Here is an 18050-nt window from a genome sequence, read left to right as displayed (position 1 = left end):
TCGAGCGCCTGACCTGCCTCGAAATCGAGAAGCGGCCCCTTCTGCGGGGCCGAATGCGACGGATCATCCATGGCGAAACACGATATTCCGCCGGGATCGGCCAGCCCGACCGCGGCGGGATCGGCCAGCCCGACCGCCGCGGCGGCCGTAGCGGAGTCGGCGCTGCCGCTCGACGATCGCATCGACGAGTTGCGGGGCCAGTTTCCGATCCTCTCCCGAAAGACCTACCTGAACTCCAACTCCCTCGGCGCGCTCTCCCTCCGCTCGGTCGAGGAGCGCCGGCGCTTCGAGGACCTGTGGCACGAGATGGGCGCGGCCGCCTGGTATGAGATCTGGGTCGCCAAGCTCGAGGAGGTCCGGACCCAGTTCGGGCACACCATCGAGGCCGAGGCCGATACGATCGCGCTCATGTCGAGCGTTTCGGCCGCCGTCTCCGTCGTGTGGGGAGCCATCGCGGCCAGCGTCCGCGGCACGGGCCGCGACAAGGTCGTCCTCACCGAACTCGACTTCCCGACCGTCGGCCACCACTTCCTGTCGCAGCGGGCGAACGGCCTCGAGGTGGAGATCGTGCCGAGTCCGGACGGGATTCACGTCCCCCTCGAATCGATCCGCGCCGCCGTGGACGAACGCACCGCGCTGCTGGCGACGTCCCACGTCTTCTTCACGAGCGGCAACACGCAGAACGCAGCCGAGCTGACGCGGATCGCCCACGAGGCCGGAGCGTTCATTTTGCTGGACTCCTATCAATCAAATGGACAACTGGCGATCGACGCCGGGGCGCTGGGGGTGGACTTCCTCGTCGGCGGCGCGCTCAAGTGGCTCTGCGGCGGTCCGGGGATGGCATATCTCCATGTGAACCCCTCCATTAGCATCGATCCGGTCACGCTCTCATGGTTCGGTGTTGAAAACCAGTTTCTTTTCGACATCCGCGATGCGACCCCTCGGGCGGACGCCAGGCGCTTCGAGCTGGGGACCCCCGCCGCGGGCGTCGCGTACACGGCCGCGGGAGGGCTGTCCGTCGTTCTCGAGTACGGAATTCCGGCCATTCAACACCGTAACCGGCTCCTGGCGAACGACTTGCGAGAGAGGCTGTCGGATCTGGGCTACAGGCTCCACCAGGCCGCCGATCCGGCGGCGCGATCCGCCCTCGTTCTCGTCGAGCACGACGGAGACGCGGCCGCCGCCGTGCGTCACCTGGCCGCGCGCGACGTGGTTGTCGACCATCGCGGACCTCTCGTTCGATTCTCCCCCCACTTCTACAACACGATCGAGGACAACGCACGCGCCGTGGCGGCGCTGGCCGAGATTCGAGGGTAAAGCGAGACGGTAAAGGACACTATGACCGGGACCGGGCCAGGCTTGGCCGGGATTCGGTCGAGCGTTTGGCCCGTAGCTGAGAAAGGGAGGAACCGATGGAAGACCTCACGCGGGCAGTGGAAGTGTTCGTGTCGATCAACCTCATCGTCCTGGGGGTGTCATACCTCCTGCGACCGGATGCCTGGAAGGCATTCCTCGAGCACCTGCAGTCGAAGGGTACGGCCGGCAGCCTGACGGTCGCGTTCCTCGCCATGGGGATCGGATCCTTCATCGTCGCCTTCCACAATGTGTGGGGTGGCGTGCCGACGATCCTCACCGTCTACGGCTGGTTGGCGCTGGCGAAGGGTGCGTGCTACGCGCTGCTGCCCGGGGTCGCGGCGAAGGGGATGGAGACGGGACTCCGGATGGGCGCCGGCCTGTGGCGGGTTGGCGGCGTGCTGGTCGCGGCGATCGGGATCGTCGTCCTGCAACACGCCCTGCAGGGGTAGGAAGCAACGCCCCGAAGGGGTGAGAAGCTCGGGACGTCAGGCCAGGGTGGCAGCGGCGGACATCGCGAGGGCGCCCGTGTCGTCGAGCGCCCGGAGATGCGCGCGGTCCCCCTCCCGCCTCCCCTGAAGGGCGATCGTCCGGTCGACGAACATGGGCCGGCGGGCCCGGAAGGTCAGCGTCCGCAGCGGTCGCCCTGAGCGCCGGACCGCGAGATCCGCGAGGAGTAGCGCCGTGAGCGGCCCGTGCACGACGAGATCCGGGTACATCTCGATGTCGCGCGCGTAAGCCCGGTCGTAGTGGATGCGGTGCGCGTTGAAGGTGAGCGCGGAAAACCGGAACAGCATGGCGGCGTTCGGCGTGATGGACTCCGACCACTCCATCTCATCCCTTGGGCCCGACACGTCCGGCAGCACCAGCGGCTCGGTGGGCCGCTCGAGGAAGACCAGGTCCTGTTCTTCGACGACCTCCCCGTCGTTGCCCGAGATCCGGTGCTCGACCGTGACCAGGACGAGCGGCCCGCTCCGGCCCTTCTTGGGTGTGACCGAGCGGACGGTCGAGCGGCGGCGGATGCGCTCTCCGACGCGCAAGCTCCCCTCGAAGCCGAGCCGTCCGCCGGCCCACATGCGGCGGGAGAAGGGCAGCGCCGGCAGGAAGTCGCCGCGCTTCTGGTGGCCATCCACGTCGAGCCGGCTGCCCGGGGCCAGTTCCCGGCAGTACATCCAGTGGAACAGCGGCGGAAGCGGATCTCCCTCGCCCAGCGCCGACGGGTCCCGGTCCAGCGTGGCCAGCATGGCGCGCGCGAGCGCGGCGGAGGCCCGATCCACGACCTCCTCGGTGCGCCCGACGCCGCGCGCCGCACCCTCCATCGCGCCCTCCATCGCCGGCCCTCGCCGCCTCAGAAGGACTTCGGGAGACCCAGGACGTGGGTCGCCACGTGGGACAGGATCAGGTTCGTGGAGATCGGCGCAATCTGATACAGCCGGGTCTCGCGGAACTTTCGTTCGATATCGTACTCGGTGGAGAAGGCGAAGCCCCCGTACGTCTGCATGCACATGTCGGCCGCGGCCCACGAGGCGTCCGAGGCGAGGTACTTGGCCATGTTCGCCTCGGCCCCGCACGGCGCCCCGTCGTCGAACAGCGATGCCGCCCGCTCGACCATGAGCGCCGCCGCCTCCGTCTTCATGTGGGCTTCGGCGATGGGGAACTGGATCCCCTGGTTCTGCCCGATCGGGCGCCCGAACACCTCGCGGCCCTTCGCATACTCCGCGGCATGCTCGACAAAGAACCGCGCGTCCCCCACGCACTCCGCCGCGATGAGCACGCGCTCGGCGTTCAGGCCATCGAGGATGTAGCGGAACCCCTTCCCCTCCTCGCCGATGAGGTTCGCCGCCGGCACGCGCAGGCCGTCGAAGAACACCTCGGTGGTGGAGTGGTTGATCATCGTCTCGATGGGCCGGATCGTGACGGACTCCCCGACCTCGTCCCGCAGGTCGACCAGGAACACGGACATCCCGGCCGTGGGCTTCGCGCTCTCCTCGCGGGGCGTCGTGCGCGCGAGCAGGAGCATGAGATCGGAGTGTTCGGAGCGGGAGATCCAGGTCTTCTGCCCGTGGATCACGTACGCGTCGCCGTCACGCTCGGCCGTCGTGGCGATCCGCGTCGTGTCCGTGCCGCAGGTCGGCTCGCTCACCCCGAAGGCCTGCAGGCGCAACTCTCCCGCCGCGATCCGGGGCAGGTAGCGCCGCTTCTGCGCCTCGCTCCCGTGCCTGAGCAGGGTGCCCATGATGTACATCTGGGCGTGACAGGCGGCCCCGTTGCACCCGGTGCGCTGGATCATCTCGAGGATGACGCACGCCGCCTTGAGGTCGAGGCCGGCGCCCCCGTATTCCTCGGGGATGAGCGCCGCGAGATATCCCGCCTCGGTCAGCGCCTCGATGAACGCCGTCGGGTACGCGCTCTCGCGGTCCCGGTCGCGCCAGTACTCGCCCGGAAAGCGCTCGCACAGGCCGCGAACGCCCTCGCGGATCGCCTCGTAGCCGTCTTCGGAACTCGTGAACACGCGGGCCGGTTTCCGTCCGGGTTTCGTTGATCGAGGGGATGGGACGGAGGGTACGGGTTGTCGGCGGCCGCCGCGATGCCTGTTCGCCGGTGGCTCCGGGCGGAATCCCGGTGGCTCCGGGCGGAACCCCGATGGCTCCGGGCGGAACGTGGCCGCATATTCTCGGCGGGACGGAACACGGGACACTCATCCCCGACCCGGATCGAGGTGGAGCAGAGTGAACGACCCGGACATCTCGCCGTACGGCGACTCCGACGGTTCCGATTGGGGGGAGCAGGTCTTCCGGTCGCTTCCGGGCCTCGGCATCCGTCACGTCGCCACGGTGCCGGACGCCGGTCTCGGGAGGTTCCTCGAACTGTGCGAAGCGGACCCCGGGATCCGGCTCATCACGCTCACGACGGAGGAGGAGGGGATCGCCCTCGCCTGCGGCACGTGGCTCGGCGGCGAACTCGCGGCCGTCGCCATCCAGTCGAGCGGGGTCGGTAACATCGTGAACATGCTCGGGCTCCCGAACGTGTGCCGGATTCCCTGCCTCCTCCTCGTTTCCATGCGCGGCGAAGCCGAGGAGCGGAACCCGTGGCAGATCCCCGTGGGGCGTGCCGTGCACGATCTCCTCGCGGCCCTCGGAGTGGACGTGTTCCGTCCGGAGTCCGCCTCCGGGGTGGCGCCGGCGTTCGCGGAAGCCGCCGCGCGGGCGCGGGAGACCGGACGCCCCGGCGCGGTGCTCGTCGGCCAGCACATCATCGGCGCCAAGTCGTTCGCGGGCGGAGACTGATGCGGGGCGCGAGGCTGGACCGGCGCGCGCTCGTTGCCGGGATCCTGGACCGGCGCGGCGATGCGGCCGTGGTCGCGGGCCTCGGTTCCCCGGCGTGGGACTGTCACGCGGCGGGCGACTCGCCGCTCAACTTCTACTTCTGGGGCGCGATGGGCGGGGCGGCGATGCTGGGGCTCGGCGTTGCCCTCGCGCGGCCGGCGCGGCGGGTGCTCGTCGTCACCGGGGACGCGGAGATGCTGATGGGGGTGGGGAGCTTCGCCACGATCGCCGCCCAGGCCCCGTCCAACCTCGCCATCCTCGTGCTCGACAACGAGGCGTTCGGCGAGACGGGGCGTCAGGCCGGGCTCACCGGGAGCAACGCGGACATCGCCGCGATCGCGCGCGGGTCCGGCATCGAGGCCGCCTTCACGGTCGGCGGCGAATCCGGGGAAGGGTCGGCGGGGCCGGACGTCGCCGCGCTGGCGGGAACCCTGTTCGAGGAGGAAGGCCCGGTGGTGTGCGTCGCGAAAGTCGCGCTCAGCGCCGAATCGGGCTCATATCCGCCGCGGGACGGGGTCCTGCTCCGGACCCGTTTCCGGGCCGCGCTCGCCGGCGACTGAGAGGCGGCATCCGTTCTCGGCGGTGACGCGGGGGGTTGCCCCCGCTACAGCAGGCGGGAAGGGTCGTAGCCCACGCCCCTCAGGATGCGCTCCACCGCCTCCCCGAGCTTCGAGTTCGGCGTGGAGGCGCCCGCCGTGATGCCGATGCTGACGTTCCCGTCCGGCAGCCAGGCGGCCTCCGTCACCGTCTCATCGGTTCCCAGCGGTTTGTGGGTGATGCGCCCGCGCACGGTATCGATGCAGGCGGCGTCCTCGATGTGATACGTCGTCGTGTGCTGCGAGCAGAGGTACGCGAGCTGGTTCGTGTTCGAGGAGTTGTAGCCTCCGATCACGACCATGAGGTCCGGCGGATCCTGCATCATGTCCTTGACGGCGTCCTGTCGCTTCTGGGTCGCCGAGCAGATCGTGTCGAAGCTGCGGAACCGGTCCGGCATCTCCTCCGACCCCCAGCGGTCCGCGATCGACTCGCCGAGTTTCGCCGCAATGGCCAGCGACTCGGAAGCCAGCATCGTCGTCTGGTTGGCGACCCCGATCTTCTCCAGGTGGAGGTCGGGATCGAACCCGTGGGACACCGACTCCGCGAACGTCCGCATGAACGACTCCCGCTCCCCTTCTCCGCGGATATACGCGCAGACGAGCAGGGCCTGTTCCATGTCGCGGACGATGAGGAACTTCCCGTCATCGTGTTTCAGCACCTGCGAACTCGTCGCCCGCGTCTCCTCGTGCCAGTACTTGCCGTGAATGATCGACGTGAAACCCTCGCGGGCGTAGCCGTCCACCCGCTTCCAGACGTTGAGCACGGAACCGCATGTCGTGTCGACGAGGACGCAGTCGAGGGCCCGCAGCGCCTCGAAGTCGTGCAGCGTCACGCCGAAGGCCGGGATGATCACGACGTCGTCGACGGTGATGCCGCTGAAGTCGAACTCCCCGGTCTCGGAAGGATACAGGAACTCGATCTCCATCTCCTGGAGCCGGCGGTTCACATGCGGGTTGTGGATGATCTCGCCCACGAGCAGGATCCGCCGATCCGGGAACTTGCGGCGCGACTCGTACGCGTAGTCCACCGCGCGGTCCACGCCGTAGCAGAAACCGGAACTCTTCGCGAGGCGCAGGCGGATCCGCCCGGCCTGAAGCTCGAAGTCCCGCTCCCGGATGAGGGAGACGATGGCGCTCCCGTACTCGAAATCGATCACCGGCTGGATCTCCTTCTTCAGACCCAGCCCGCGCCGGTAATAGCGTTCGTCCGCGGTCGACGTCTTGCGACCGCCCGCACTCAGTGTCTGTTTCGCCATGCCCTAAAGATGGCAACATCCCGCACGGCTGCCAAGCAAGCGCCGCTGGCTGCCGTCTTGACGCACACCGCCCGCATCGGCAGACCTCTACAAGCGTCTTTGCGCCAAACCGGCGGACATGGGGTACAGGGGAGCAGAACCGGCGGGCCCGAAACCTGCACCGGAAGACGCGAATCCGACTGGGCGCGCACGTCGCGCGACGACATAGAAGCTACGCGAGTATGAGCGAAGAAAACGGACTAAAGGTCGCCGAGGTGGAGATCGCCGAGGCCGAGGTGGAGGTCGCCGAGGCCGGGGCGGAGGCCGCCGAAGAGACGGAACCCGGGCGCCGGGCCGAATCCAAGCGCATGCGGCTGCCCGTGCTCCCCCTCCGGGGTACGGTCGTGTTCCCCGCCGTGGCCGCCCCGATCGCCGCGGGTCGCGACAAGACGATGAAGGCCATCGACCGGGCGATCGCCGGCGAGAAGCTGCTGTTCGCGGTGGCCCAGCTTGACGCCGACGTCGAGCGGCCGGACCCGGAGCACCTGTACCGCATCGGGACCGTGTGCCGGATCGCGCAGATGCAGAAGGTGCCCGGCGGCATCCAGATGGTCATCCAGGGCGACACGCGTGCCGCCGCCCTCGAATACAACGAGCGCGACGGCTACCTCGAGGTCGTCGCGCGAGAGATGGACGACATGGACCCGCTCGACGCCGAAGAGCGGGCCTTCGCGGCGCTCTACAAGGAGGTCCATGAGAGGGCCGCGGAAGTCAGCCGCCTGCGCGGCGTCCCGAAGGAAATCGTCGATCACCTGCTGGGCGGCGTGTCGACGCCCGGCGAACTCGCCGATCTCGTCGCCTTCTACACGGAGCTCGAGGTCGAGCAGAAGCAGGAACTGCTCGAGACCCTCTCCGTCGAGGCGCGGCTGCGCTCGCTTCTCGTGGACCTGCAGAAGCAGATCGGCCTGCTCGAGGCGCAGGAGGAGATCCGCGAGCAGGTCCAGGAGGAGTTGGGGGAGCGGCAGCGCGAGATCTTCCTGCGCGAGCAGATGAAGGCGATCCAGAAGGAGCTGGGCGAGGACATCGACTCCCAGGAGGCGAACGACCTCCGCGAGCGCATCGAGGCGCTCGAGTTGCCGGAGGAGGCGCGCCAGGAAGTCGACCGCGAGCTTCGGCGTCTCGAACGCATCCCGCGCGAGTCCGCGGAGGCCCAGGTCGTGCGAACGTACCTGGAGATCGTCGCGGACCTCCCCTGGTCGGAGACGACCGAGGAACGACTGGACATCCCCCGCGCCGAAGAGATCCTGGAACGGGACCATTACGGGCTTCAGGACGTGAAGGACCGGGTCCTCGACTTCCTCGCGGTTCGCAAGCTGCAGGAAGAGACGCGGTTGCGCGAAGCCGCCGAAGCGGAGGCGGACGCGGGCGACGCCGGCGACGCGGAGGCCGACGGCGGGGAGGCCGACGACGACGGGGAGGAGACCGAGGCAGCGGGGAATGGCGAGGCGCCGAGCGAGGCGGACGCGACGGCCTCCGACGGGTCCGATGAATCCGAGGAATCCGACGAGGCCGGGACCGACCCCGTGCCGGGATATGACGACGACCGCGCGGGGGAGACGCTGCTCTTCGTCGGCCCGCCGGGCGTGGGCAAGACCTCGATCGCCCGTTCGATCGCCGACGCGATGGGCCGGAAGTACGTCCGCGTGTCGCTGGGCGGGGCGCGCGACGAGGCGGACATCCGCGGACACCGCCGCACGTACGTGGGCGCGATGGCGGGCCGCATCATCGAGGGGCTGAAGCGGGCGGGGACGAAGAACCCCGTGTTCCTCCTCGATGAGATCGACAAGCTGGGCGTGTCCTTCCAGGGCGACCCCTCGGCCGCGCTGATGGAGGTGCTCGATCCGGCGCAGAACGAGTCGTTCGTCGACCACTACCTCGGGGTGCCCTTCGATCTCTCGCAGGTGCTCTTCATCGCCACGGCGAACGTCTTCGAGCAGATCCCGGGACCCCTGCGCGACCGGATGGAGGCGATCGAGTTCCGGGGCTACACGGAAGCCGAGAAGCTCGAGATCGCGCGCCGGTTCCTTCTGCCCCGGCAGAAGCGACGGAACGGCCTGCTCCCGGAGCAGGTCGAGGTCGACGAGGGGGCGATTCGGGCGATCATCACGCGCTACACCCGCGAGGCCGGCGTGCGGCAGCTTGAACGCGAACTCGGTTCGGTCTGCCGGAAGTCCGCGCGGAAGATCGCGACGGGATCCTCGGAAGCCGCGGTGGACGCGGACGACCTGCGCGAACTACTGGGCCGGCCGAAGGTGCATGCCGCCGAAAAGATGGAGGAGGACGCGGTCGGCGTGGCGACGGGCATGTTCTACACGCCCGTGGGCGGCGACATCATGCTCGTCGAGACGAGGGTCCTGAAGGGCAAGGAGGGGCTCGTGCTCACGGGACAACTCGGCGACGTCATGAAGGAGAGCGCGCAGGCCGCCCTCACTTTCGCGCGCAGCCACGCGAACGGGCTCGATCTCACGGAGGAGCGGCTACGGGATCACGAGATTCACATCCACGTCCCGGCCGGAGCCATCCCCAAGGAGGGGCCGTCGGCGGGCATCGCCATGGCCGTGGCGCTCGTGAGCGCGCTGGGCGACCACCCCGTGCGGCACGACGTCGCCATGACGGGCGAGATCACGCTTTCCGGCCGGGTGCTCCCCATCGGCGGCGTGAAGGAGAAGGTGCTCGGCGCCGCCCGTGCGGGGATCAACGAGATCATCCTCCCGGCGATCAACGAGGGCGATCTGGAGGATCTCCCGGACCACGTGTGCGAGCAGCTCGAGTTCCACCTGGTGGAGACGCTCGACGAGGCACTCGCCGCCGCGCTGGCCAACGGCTCGCTCGAGGAGGGGGGGCTCGCCTTCTCGGAGACCGGAGCGGCCGGGAACTGAGGCGAGAGACGCCTCAGGCGGGCGGCCGCGACGGCCAGGGCGCCTCGGACTGCTAGGGCGCCGCGACGTAGCGCAGGAGATCCTCGATCGCGTCGAGCATGATGTGGGGGCGCTCGACGACCAGTTCCCGCTCCGAGAACGGACCCCAGAGCGCCGCGATCGTCGTTACGCCGGCCGCGTGTCCGGCCCGCATGTCCCACACGGAGTCCCCCACGTAGGCGGCGGTTTCGGCGGCGGCTTCCAGGCGTTCCAGCGCCAGCCGGATGGGAGCGGGATCCGGCTTGTGCGGCACGGGTTCATCCGACGTCACGATCACGTCGAACAGCGCCTCATCCAGCGCGCACGCCGCCAGGCTGCGGGCCGTGCCGGCGCTCGCCTTGCTCGTGACCACGCCGAGCCGCACGCCCTTCTCGCGTAACCGCCCGACCGTCTCGCGGACGCCCGGAAACGAGCGGATGAGCCGCTCGTGTTCCCGGAAGTTGTGGTCGATGTAGGTGTCGACCATGGCTTGCACTTCCTCGGCCGAGTCCACGAGATAGCCGAGTTGGGTCCGCAGCGGCTGGCCCAGGGTGCTCAGCCACACCTCATCCGGCGGGGGGTCCTCGAAGTGAGCCTTCATCGTATGGCGCCACGATGCGGCGATGAGATCGGTCGAGTCCACGAGGGTCCCGTCGAGATCGAACAGGATCGTTTCCAGCGGGCGGCGCGGTGACATGGGGAGCGAGGGTGCCGACGTGCGAGCGTAGCGTCAACCCCCGGAAGCGCCGATAATCGGGCCATGAACGAGAAGAAGGCAGGCGGAGCGGGAACGATCAAGAAGATCGCGATCAACACCGGCGGAGGGGACGCGCCGGGGCTGAACGCGGTGATCCGGGCCATCGTATTGAGCGCCCGCCGTCGCGGCTGGAGCGTGGTGGGCATCGAGAACGGCTACGGGGGGCTGCTGGCGGACGATCCCGGGCAGGTGGTTCCGCTGGGGAGCGATGAAGTGCGCGGGATCACGCACCGTGGCGGGACGATTCTGGGGACGACCAACCGCTCGGATCCGTTCGCGTGGCCCGTGCGCCTGCCGGACGGCTCGATCGAGGAGCGCGACCGGTCCGGCGAGGTCATCGAGAGCCTCCGGCAGCACGGCATCGACGCGTTGATCGCGATCGGCGGGGACGGCAGTCTCCACCTCGCACACCGGCTGTCGAAGCAAGGGCTCCCGGTGGTCGGCGTGCCGAAGACGATCGACAACGACCTGTGCGGCACCAGCCTCACGTTCGGGTTTCTCACGGCGGTGGCGACGGCCACCGACGCGATCGGGAAGCTTCACTCCACGGCGGAGAGCCACCGCCGCGTCATGGTGGTGGAGGTCATGGGACGGGACGCCGGATGGATCGCGCTCTACAGCGGGCTGGCGGGCTCGGCCGACGTCATCCTCATCCCCGAGATTCCCTTCGACATCGAAAGAGTGTGTGACAAGATCCGCGAGCGTGAGGCCGCGGGGCGCGAATTCAGCATCGTCTGCGTGGCGGAGGGCGCCAAGCCCGCCGGAGGGGAGATGGTGACGAAGACCGTCCACGGCGGGGGGGACGACCAGGAGCGGCTGGGCGGGCTGGGCGACATGGTGGCGCGCGAGATCGCCCGGCGCACGGGGAAGGAGACGCGATCGCTGACGCTGGGCCACCTGCAGCGCGGCGGCACGCCGACCTCCTACGACCGCGTCATGTCGCTGCGCTTCGGGGCGGCCGCGGTGCGTTGCGTGGCCCGCGGACGTTTCGGGACGATGGTCGCGCTCGATCCGCCGCTCGTACGCGCGATCCCGCTCGCCGAGGCGCTCGCCAACCCCAAGCTGGTGCCTGTGGACGGCGACATCGTGATGACCGCCCAGGCGATCGGGGTCAGCCTCGGCGACTGACCCCGGAAGCCGGCGGCGTCTGATTCGGGGCGGTCAGCCGGTGGCGGCGGCGTAGCGGGCGGCCACGGCGGCCCAGTCCACCACGTCCCAGAACGCGGCGAGGTAGTCCGCCCGGCGGTTCTGGTAGTTCAGGTAGTACGCGTGCTCCCACACATCGACGCCCAGGAGCGGCGTGTCGCCCTGCATCAGCGGGCTGTCCTGGTTCGCGGTGGAGTACACGGAGAGGTCGCCGCCGTCCCCGGCCACGAGCCACGCCCAGCCGCTGCCGAAGCGGGTGAGCCCCGCCTGCTGGAACGCCGCCTTGAAGTCGTCGAACGAGCCGCAGGCGCCATCGATGGCCGCCGCGAGGTCGCCGGACGGACTCCCGCCCCCGTTCGGAGACATCGAAGTCCAGAACAGCGAGTGATTCGAGTGTCCGCCGCCGTGGTTCCGCACCGCACCGCGGATCGACTCGGGCACGTCGGCGATGCCGCCGAGGAGAGCCTCCAGGGAGAGGCTCGCGAGGTCGTCGTGACCCTCGAGCGCGCCGTTCAGCATGTTCACGTACACCTGGTGATGCTTGCCGTGGTGGATCTCCATCGTGCGCGCGTCGATCGTCGGTTCGAGCGCGTCATGGGCGTACGGCAGGTCGGGCAAGGCGTGCATCCTACCTCCTCGGAATCAAGAGCCCCCGGCCGGGGGCCGTAGTGACGAATGCCGGATTCTTGAACGCTTCGCCAAGGTATGCGCGCGGTGGGGACCGTGACCAGCCGTCCCGCGCGCGGTGGAGACCGTGCCCCGTCGTCCCGCCCGCGGCGTGCCGTGACCCGTTTCCCACCCGTCTCGTCTTTCTCCTGTCCGCGCGTCGACGTGCTGAACCGGATCGGCGGGCGTATCGCTTCAACCATGAGGGGAGGGATCGCGGTGGCGGGAAGATGTCGTGCCCTGGCAGTGGGGCTGCTGGTACTGGCGGCCGTGGGTTGTGCGGAAGAACGGGGCATCATCGGACCGCCGCTGCCCGATCCCCCCTTCGATCCGGAGTTGGCGGCGAACTCCATCTACTCGCTCCGGTTCGCCGCGGACAATGCGATCGTGGCGCAGGTGCGGACGATCGCCGAGGTGCTCGGGCTGTCGGCACCCCGGGCGAATCGCGTGGCCCACGCACAGCTCCGCGGCTCGTCGGACCGGGTCGATCTTCTCCGCACCCTCGAGCCGCGTTCGCTCGAACGCGCGGTGGCCAACGTCGCGGCGAGCCGCGCACGGGGCGCCAGGACGCCGCTCTTCCCGATCAACGTGCTCGGCAAGGAGTTCGTCTTCGACGCGTCCATCGACGCGTATGTCGAGTACGGGGACGGAGGCCCGGAAAACGGGGTCCGGTTCGAGCTGTACGTGGTGGACCTTTCGTCCGGCCTGCCCGCGCTTCCGCTGCGGCCGTTCGGGTTCGTGGACCTCATGGACGAGAGCGACGCGGTGTCCGCGCGGTTGCGGATGCGGGCTTTCGATACGAGCGGAGGCGGGACCCGGCGCGTGGCGGACTACCTGGTGGACGGCGCGTTCGCGTCCGATGCGAACGGGGTGTCCGTAAGCCTGCTCGCCGAGGGGTTCGCGGAAGACCAGAACGGGCGCTTCGACTTCGAACTCGACGAGTTGCTGGAGTTCGATGACGCGGCCGGCATGACGTACGTCACGTCCACGCACCGCGTGCTCTCGGCGGAGGGGACGGAGGTGCGGCTACGGGTCGGGGGCGACCTGTCGGCGGATGGGTCGCACGCGGATCTCCTCTTCCGCATGGACATCGATGGCTCGGCCGGCCGGACGCTCGTCGACCTCTCCGTCGTGAACGGGGCGCAGGCGGGCGAGATCCGCCAGGCGGGGCGCGTGGAGGCGCTGGTGGAAGGCACCGTGGAAGCGCCCGTCTTCATCGATGCCGCAGGACGGGGATTCACGAACGCCGAACTCGCGGCGCTCGACGAGATCCTGTTCGGCATCGACGACGTGCTCGCGTTCGCCGGCGAGGCCTACGTCCCGCTCGCCGACGTCTTCGCCTATTGAGCTTCGCCTGTTTGGGGACAGACGGGTCGTCAGGCGGCGGCGATCTCGTTGAGGGCGCGGCGGACGAGGACGGGGATCATGGCGCGGCGCCATTCCGGGTCGACCGTGATGTTGGAGAGCGGGTGACACTGGCGGAACGCCTGCTCGGCCACGGCCTCGATCACGCCGGGACCGAGGCGGTTCCCCATGGCGGCGTCCTCGACCTTGCCCACGTGGCGAGGGTATGCACCCATGGCGGAGACGACGAGGCGGAAGTCGGACACGCGGCCGTCGTCGTCGCGTCCGACGCGCACCGCCAGGTTCGCTAGCGGAAAATCGATCGCCGCGCGGGGCCGGAGTTTCTGAAACGCGACCCGCGTACCCGCGGGCGGCCGCGGAACCCGGATCGCGACGACGAGTTCGCTTCTCCCCATGGATCGGTTCCAGATCCCGTCCGAAGTGAAGAACCGCCTTATCGGCACGTCGCGCGTCCCGTCCGCGTCCGCGACCTCGAGGACCGCGTCGAGCACCGCGAGCACGGGCGGCGTATCCGCCGAGTGCGCCGCGACGCAGCGGGTGCCGCCCCTCACGACGTGGCAGACGTCGCCGTCCTTCTTCAGACAGTAGCCGAGCGCCTTCCGCCAGAACCTGGTCTGGTTGTAGTACGCGCACCGCGTGTCGAGACAGACGTTGCCGCCGATGGTGCCGACCCGCCGCAACTGCGGACCCGACACGAGTTCGGCGGCGCGGGCCAGGCTGGGGATCCGCGCGAGGATGTCCGGGTGGGTCGCGACCGAAGTCAGCGTCTCGGCCGCCCCGATGCGGATCTCGTCCGCGGTGGCGGCGATCCCCCGCATCTCCCGCACGCGGCTGAGGGCGACGAGGTGGCCGGGCGTGAACAGCCCGTGCTTCATGTTGGGGACGAGGTCGGTCCCGCCGGCGATGGGCATCGCGTCGTCGCCGTGGGCGGCGAGCAGCGACAGCGCATCGTCGAGCGCGCGCGGCATGTGGTATTCGTACGGATGAAGCCTGAGCATGTCCGGCAAACTAGTGTCGCGTCCCGGGCGCGACACTAACCTGTGGGCCGGATCGCGCTCGAACCCCGAAACCGGAGGAGAGGTTGGACCCCGATTCGCTGAGAGAATTCGCGGCGGAGCTGGCCGAGGCGTCGGGCCGGGCGATCGCGGGCATGTTCCGCCATCCCGACCTGGCCGTGGAGTCCAAGACGGACGCGTCGCCCGTTACCGTGGCGGACCGCTACGCGGAGACGCTGCTCCGCGACCGGATTCTGGAGCGCTTTCCCGACCATGGCATCGTCGGGGAGGAGTTCGGCGCGCAGAACGACGACGCCGAGTACGTCTGGGTGCTGGATCCGATCGACGGGACGATCTCCTTCGTGGCGGGCGTCCCTCTGTTCGGGACGCTCATCGGGCTGCTGCGCGACGGGGAGCCGATTCTGGGCGTGATCCACCAGCCGATCACGCGCGAACTGGCCATCGGCACTCCATCGGGGACGACCTTCAACGGGGAAGCGGTGAGGGTCCGCGAAGACCGTTCGCTGTCGGAGGCGATGCTCCTGACGACGGATCCGGGGGCGGTCGGCCGGCACCGGAACCTCGCGGGGTTCGAGGCGCTGTGGTCGAGAACGGCACTGTACCGGGGTTGGGGCGACTGCTACGGATACCTCATGGTCGCGACGGGGCGAGCCGACATCATGCTCGATCCGGTCATGCATCCGTGGGACATTGCGGCGCTGGTCCCGGTGATCCGCGGCGCGGGCGGCGTGATCACGACCTGGGAAGGGGACGATCCCATCGGCGGCGCGTCGACGGTGGCAGCCGCGCCGGCGCTCCACGGCGAAGTGATGGAGATCCTGAACGGAACCGGAACGTCATGACGGAAACGAAACGCTACCCGGCGGCGATGGCCGCGCTTGTGGCCGGCCTCGCGGCGTGCGGCGGGCCGGGGTCGATCGTGGTCGACAACGGGAACATCATCGACGGCACGGGGGCCGTGTGGCCGACCGGGCGCCTCGTCGTGGTCGACGGCCTGGTGACGTGCGTGGGCGCGCCGGTCGACTGCGCCGAGCCGGGGGGCGTGGAGGTGCTCGACGCCGATGGCTTCTGGGTCGTGCCGGGGCTGATCGACGTGAGGGAGGCCGCGGAGGTTCCGAGCAACGAGCAGGCCGCCTACCTGGCTTTTTTGCTCGGCGTCACGACGGCGGCCGTCCCGGAGATTCCGGAGGGGCCCGAGGGGGAGCCGCTGCCGCCGGCGGGCAGCGATGACGCGCGCATCCCCGCGCCGCGGCCGGCGATGCCCGTCGAGGAGCCGCCGTACCCGCTCGGCCTCTTCGGCCAGGCGCTCGCCGCTACGGTCCCGCCCGACGCGGGCGGGCCACCTGGCCGCGAGCCGCGAGATCTCCAGGTCGTCGCGCGGTCGCGGGCGACGCTCGCCGACCGCGAGGCGCTGCTGGATTCCGCCCGCGCGATGGGGGCCCGGGGCGCCGCGTTCGCGCCACGCCTCCTGGAGCAGGAGCGCTGGGCGGCGCCCTACAGACTCCCGCACGGGATGAACCGCCTCGTCGAATATGCGATGGTCACGGAGCGCATTCAGGACCGGCTCCTTCCCGACCGGACGCCCGCCGAGGCCGAACGGCTGGCTGCGGCGCTGGAGGTGCTCCGCGAGTTCGTGCGGGAGTTCCACGCGGCCGGAGGATCCGTCTCTACGGCCACGAACGGCGCGCTCGCGCCGGGGCTGGCGCTGCACGAGGAGATGGACGCGCTCGTCGCCGCCGGGTTGACGGCGGAGGACGCCCTCTACGCCGCCACGCGCGAGGCGGCCCGCCACCTGGGACTCGAAGATTCGCGGGGTACGCTGGAGCCGGGCAAGCTCGGGGACTTTCTCATTCTCGAGAGCGATCCGCGCCTGGACATTTCGCTCACGCAAACCGTTTCCCGCGTGGGCAAGGGCGGGGTCCTGTACGATCCGCCCACGCTGTTCGACGCCCTGCTCGACAACCCCGGAAACCGGGTTTCGGACAATCCCGTGCGGCTCCTCATCGGCGGCGCCGCGCTCCTCCTCACGCTGCTCCTCTTCGCGCGCGGCGTGCGGAGTCACCGCCGTTCGCTGGGTCCCCGCATCGTCCCCTGACGGGTAGCGGAGCCGTCTGGAGGACCGCCGGGCGGACGAGCTACCAGAACGGTTCCGTCGCGGCGAAGGCCCGCCAGGATTCGATGAGGCCGGGCTCCGCCTCGCGCGCCCACCGGTCGTACCAGTCGCCGACCCGCGATGCTCCCGCGGCCGCGAGTGGATCGGCCGCGGCCAATTCTTGCGAGATCAGCCGGGCGACCGACGCGTCGTTCAGGCGGCCGAGGTCGTCCTGCAGCGCCGACAGACGTCGGAGGTACGGGTCCACCGCCGGGCCGGGGAAGAGGGTCCGCGAGTAGTCGCACGCGTAGCGGAGCTTCTTGAGCGCGATCCTGACCCGGTGGCGCTCCGGCTCCGTGAGGCGATCGAACCCGCTCCCCGCCTTCATCAGGCTCCGGTATCTCCCGTTCAGCCTGCGCTTCGCGGTCTTCGGGAGGGGCCCGTCCGCGTCCCGCACGACGAGTCCGCCGCCGTGCGCCACCCGCAGCAGGTCCAGGACGAACCGGTTGAAGCGCCGGCCCCGGATCAACTTCCGGGCCGCTTCGTGGGCCGCGTCCCGCCGTTCCCGTGCGGCGTCACGAAGCCTCGGCAGCGAGGACGCTCGGGGGTTCGCGTCGATCACGGGAGGCAGCGTCTCGAGCAGAAAGACATCGAAGTCGCGTGCCGGACCCAGCCGCTTGAGCGCCCGCCGAGCCTCGCGGTTCAGGGTGGCGGCGCGGGATCCGAGATGGGGTTTGAGGAAGAGGAGCGCCGAGCGCAGCCGCCGCAGGGAGACCCGCAGTTGGTGGATGCCTTCGGGATCGCCGGTCTCCAGCACCGGGGCGAGATTCGCCGTCACGTGGATGGACGCGGCCCGGAGGACCTTCGCGAGCGCCCCGTCGATCGAATCCGCCGGATCGAGTTTCACCCTCGTCGCCCGGACGGCGGGCGGCGACGTGCCGAGAAGCAGATCCGTGCCCTGCGCGGCCTTGGAGCGCGTCCCGATCCTTAGGCGACGCTTCTCGAGGAGAGCGCGCGCACCCGCCAGCATGTCCCCCACCGGCCCGCTCATCAGCTCCAACTCCAGTTCGGCCACCGGCGCCTCGCGTTCGCCCGCCGAGATCCGCCCCATGTCCAGCGAAGCCTCGACCCGGGCGTCACCCGTCTGGATCTCCTTTTTCGTGCGCTCGATGTCCGTGAGGAAGGTGGGGCGCAGCGCGTCGGCATCCGCGATCCCGAGGTCGCCGACGGGAGCCTCGGGGGGAGTCGAAGAGGCTCGGCGTCTCATCCTCCGCGGGTCGCGGGCGGCAGGCGCGACGTCCACTCGCCGCGGGTCAGCCCGTCCCCCTCGTCCCTCTTCAGGGTCAGTTCCCGGAAGCCGCTTCCGCTCCGGATTCTGAGGGCGAAACCGCGACGCCGGAGATGGCCCTCCGGGGTGTCGTAGTAGACCGTCAGGAGTTGCTGGCGGGCCGGGCGGGTGCCGCCCAGGTCGTCGAAGGCCGCGGACAACTCCCCGCGATCCCCGGTGAGCTTGACCTCGACTTCGACCGACTCCGCCATGA

16 protein-coding genes and 2 pseudogenes are annotated in these 18050 nt (G+C 69.8%); 10 read left to right on the top strand and 8 right to left on the bottom strand.

The genetic code is table 11. From position 1 onward, the window contains the following. The first annotated feature begins 69 nt into the window (after positions 1 to 69). Complete coding sequence (locus ACOGI9_RS13855; protein WP_419857698.1) at positions 70 to 1317, top strand: aminotransferase class V-fold PLP-dependent enzyme; 1248 nt, start codon at positions 70 to 72, stop codon at positions 1315 to 1317. Between the two features lie 95 nt (positions 1318 to 1412). Beyond that, positions 1413 to 1805, top strand: coding sequence for a hypothetical protein (locus tag ACOGI9_RS13850; RefSeq protein ID WP_419857697.1), 393 nt, complete (start codon positions 1413 to 1415; stop codon positions 1803 to 1805). 36 nt (positions 1806 to 1841) lie between these two features. On the opposite strand, the gene ACOGI9_RS13845 is transcribed toward ACOGI9_RS13850, so the two are convergent. Together ACOGI9_RS13845 and ACOGI9_RS13840 are read right to left on the bottom strand one after the other, a co-directional pair. Then, positions 1842 to 2684, bottom strand: coding sequence for an FAS1-like dehydratase domain-containing protein (locus ACOGI9_RS13845; protein WP_419857696.1), 843 nt, complete (start codon positions 2682 to 2684; stop codon positions 1842 to 1844). A 17-nt stretch (positions 2685 to 2701) separates the two neighbouring features. Continuing rightward, the gene (locus ACOGI9_RS13840; RefSeq protein WP_419857695.1) at positions 2702 to 3865 is read right to left on the bottom strand and encodes an acyl-CoA dehydrogenase family protein; all 1164 of its coding nucleotides are present in this window, start codon (positions 3863 to 3865) and stop codon (positions 2702 to 2704) included. Between the two features lie 217 nt (positions 3866 to 4082). On the opposite strand from ACOGI9_RS13840, the gene ACOGI9_RS13835 reads away from it, so the two are divergent. Then, a complete protein-coding gene (locus ACOGI9_RS13835; RefSeq protein WP_419857694.1) occupies positions 4083 to 4640 on the top strand; it encodes a thiamine pyrophosphate-binding protein in 558 nt (185 codons plus the stop codon). Next, positions 4640 to 5239, top strand: coding sequence for a thiamine pyrophosphate-dependent enzyme (locus tag ACOGI9_RS13830; protein ID WP_419857693.1), 600 nt, complete (start codon positions 4640 to 4642; stop codon positions 5237 to 5239). Before ACOGI9_RS13835 ends, ACOGI9_RS13830 begins: the two co-directional genes overlap by 1 nt. Before the next feature lie 44 nt (positions 5240 to 5283). On the opposite strand, the gene ACOGI9_RS13825 is transcribed toward ACOGI9_RS13830, so the two are convergent. Next, positions 5284 to 6531: a 4-hydroxy-3-methylbut-2-enyl diphosphate reductase gene (locus ACOGI9_RS13825; protein WP_419857692.1), complete on the bottom strand. Its 1248-nt coding sequence runs from the start codon at positions 6529 to 6531 to the stop codon at positions 5284 to 5286. 221 nt (positions 6532 to 6752) lie between these two features. Here ACOGI9_RS13825 and ACOGI9_RS13820 point away from each other — a divergent pair. Together ACOGI9_RS13820 and lon are read left to right on the top strand one after the other, a co-directional pair. Further along, positions 6753 to 7442 (top strand): annotated as a pseudogene (locus ACOGI9_RS13820) (LON peptidase substrate-binding domain-containing protein); the annotation flags it as partial. A 189-nt stretch (positions 7443 to 7631) separates the two neighbouring features. Further along, a pseudogene (lon, locus tag ACOGI9_RS13815) lies at positions 7632 to 9449 on the top strand (endopeptidase La); the annotation flags it as partial. 52 nt (positions 9450 to 9501) lie between these two features. Here the strand turns inward: lon and ACOGI9_RS13810 are convergent. Beyond that, positions 9502 to 10164, bottom strand: coding sequence for an HAD family hydrolase (locus tag ACOGI9_RS13810; RefSeq protein WP_419857691.1), 663 nt, complete (start codon positions 10162 to 10164; stop codon positions 9502 to 9504). A 63-nt stretch (positions 10165 to 10227) separates the two neighbouring features. Here ACOGI9_RS13810 and ACOGI9_RS13805 point away from each other — a divergent pair, with 63 nt between their 5' ends. Further along, positions 10228 to 11352 (top strand): 6-phosphofructokinase, encoded by a 1125-nt coding sequence (locus ACOGI9_RS13805; RefSeq protein ID WP_419857690.1) that lies wholly within the window; start codon positions 10228 to 10230, stop codon positions 11350 to 11352. Between the two features lie 33 nt (positions 11353 to 11385). Here ACOGI9_RS13805 and ACOGI9_RS13800 read toward each other — a convergent pair whose 3' ends face one another. After that, on the bottom strand, positions 11386 to 11997 hold the full coding sequence (locus ACOGI9_RS13800) for a superoxide dismutase (RefSeq protein WP_419857689.1): 612 nt from the start codon (positions 11995 to 11997) through the stop codon (positions 11386 to 11388). 258 nt (positions 11998 to 12255) lie between these two features. Between ACOGI9_RS13800 and ACOGI9_RS13795 the strand changes: the two genes are divergently transcribed. Beyond that, positions 12256 to 13383 carry a hypothetical protein gene (locus ACOGI9_RS13795; protein ID WP_419857688.1) on the top strand — a complete coding sequence of 376 codons (1128 nt, stop codon included), beginning with the start codon at positions 12256 to 12258 and terminating at the stop codon, positions 13381 to 13383. 29 nt (positions 13384 to 13412) lie between these two features. Here the strand turns inward: ACOGI9_RS13795 and ACOGI9_RS13790 are convergent, their stop codons facing one another. Beyond that, a complete protein-coding gene (locus ACOGI9_RS13790) occupies positions 13413 to 14399 on the bottom strand; it encodes an FAD binding domain-containing protein (protein ID WP_419857687.1) in 987 nt (328 codons plus the stop codon). A gap of 83 nt (positions 14400 to 14482) precedes the next feature. Between ACOGI9_RS13790 and hisN the strand changes: the two genes are divergently transcribed. Then, positions 14483 to 15259, top strand: coding sequence for a histidinol-phosphatase (hisN, locus tag ACOGI9_RS13785; RefSeq protein WP_419857686.1), 777 nt, complete (start codon positions 14483 to 14485; stop codon positions 15257 to 15259). Further along, positions 15256 to 16512, top strand: a complete 1257-nt coding sequence (locus ACOGI9_RS13780; RefSeq protein ID WP_419857685.1) for an amidohydrolase family protein — start codon at positions 15256 to 15258, stop codon at positions 16510 to 16512. The genes hisN and ACOGI9_RS13780 overlap by 4 nt, the downstream gene beginning before the upstream one ends. 40 nt (positions 16513 to 16552) lie before the next feature. Here the strand turns inward: ACOGI9_RS13780 and ACOGI9_RS13775 are convergent, their stop codons facing one another. Together ACOGI9_RS13775 and ACOGI9_RS13770 are read right to left on the bottom strand one after the other, a co-directional pair. Beyond that, positions 16553 to 17776: a CHAD domain-containing protein gene (locus tag ACOGI9_RS13775; RefSeq protein ID WP_419857684.1), complete on the bottom strand. Its 1224-nt coding sequence runs from the start codon at positions 17774 to 17776 to the stop codon at positions 16553 to 16555. Then, positions 17773 to 18048 carry a CYTH domain-containing protein gene (locus tag ACOGI9_RS13770; RefSeq protein ID WP_419857683.1) on the bottom strand — a complete coding sequence of 92 codons (276 nt, stop codon included), beginning with the start codon at positions 18046 to 18048 and terminating at the stop codon, positions 17773 to 17775. Before ACOGI9_RS13770 ends, ACOGI9_RS13775 begins: the two co-directional genes overlap by 4 nt. Positions 18049 to 18050: the final 2 nt, after the last annotated feature.

Source organism: Candidatus Palauibacter irciniicola, from assembly GCF_965208695.1.
In the GTDB taxonomy this organism is placed as follows: Bacteria; Gemmatimonadota; Gemmatimonadetes; order Palauibacterales; family Palauibacteraceae; genus Palauibacter; species Palauibacter irciniicola.
The sequence above is the reverse complement of the archived record's forward strand: the minus strand, read 5'-3'. Positions and strand labels throughout refer to the sequence as shown.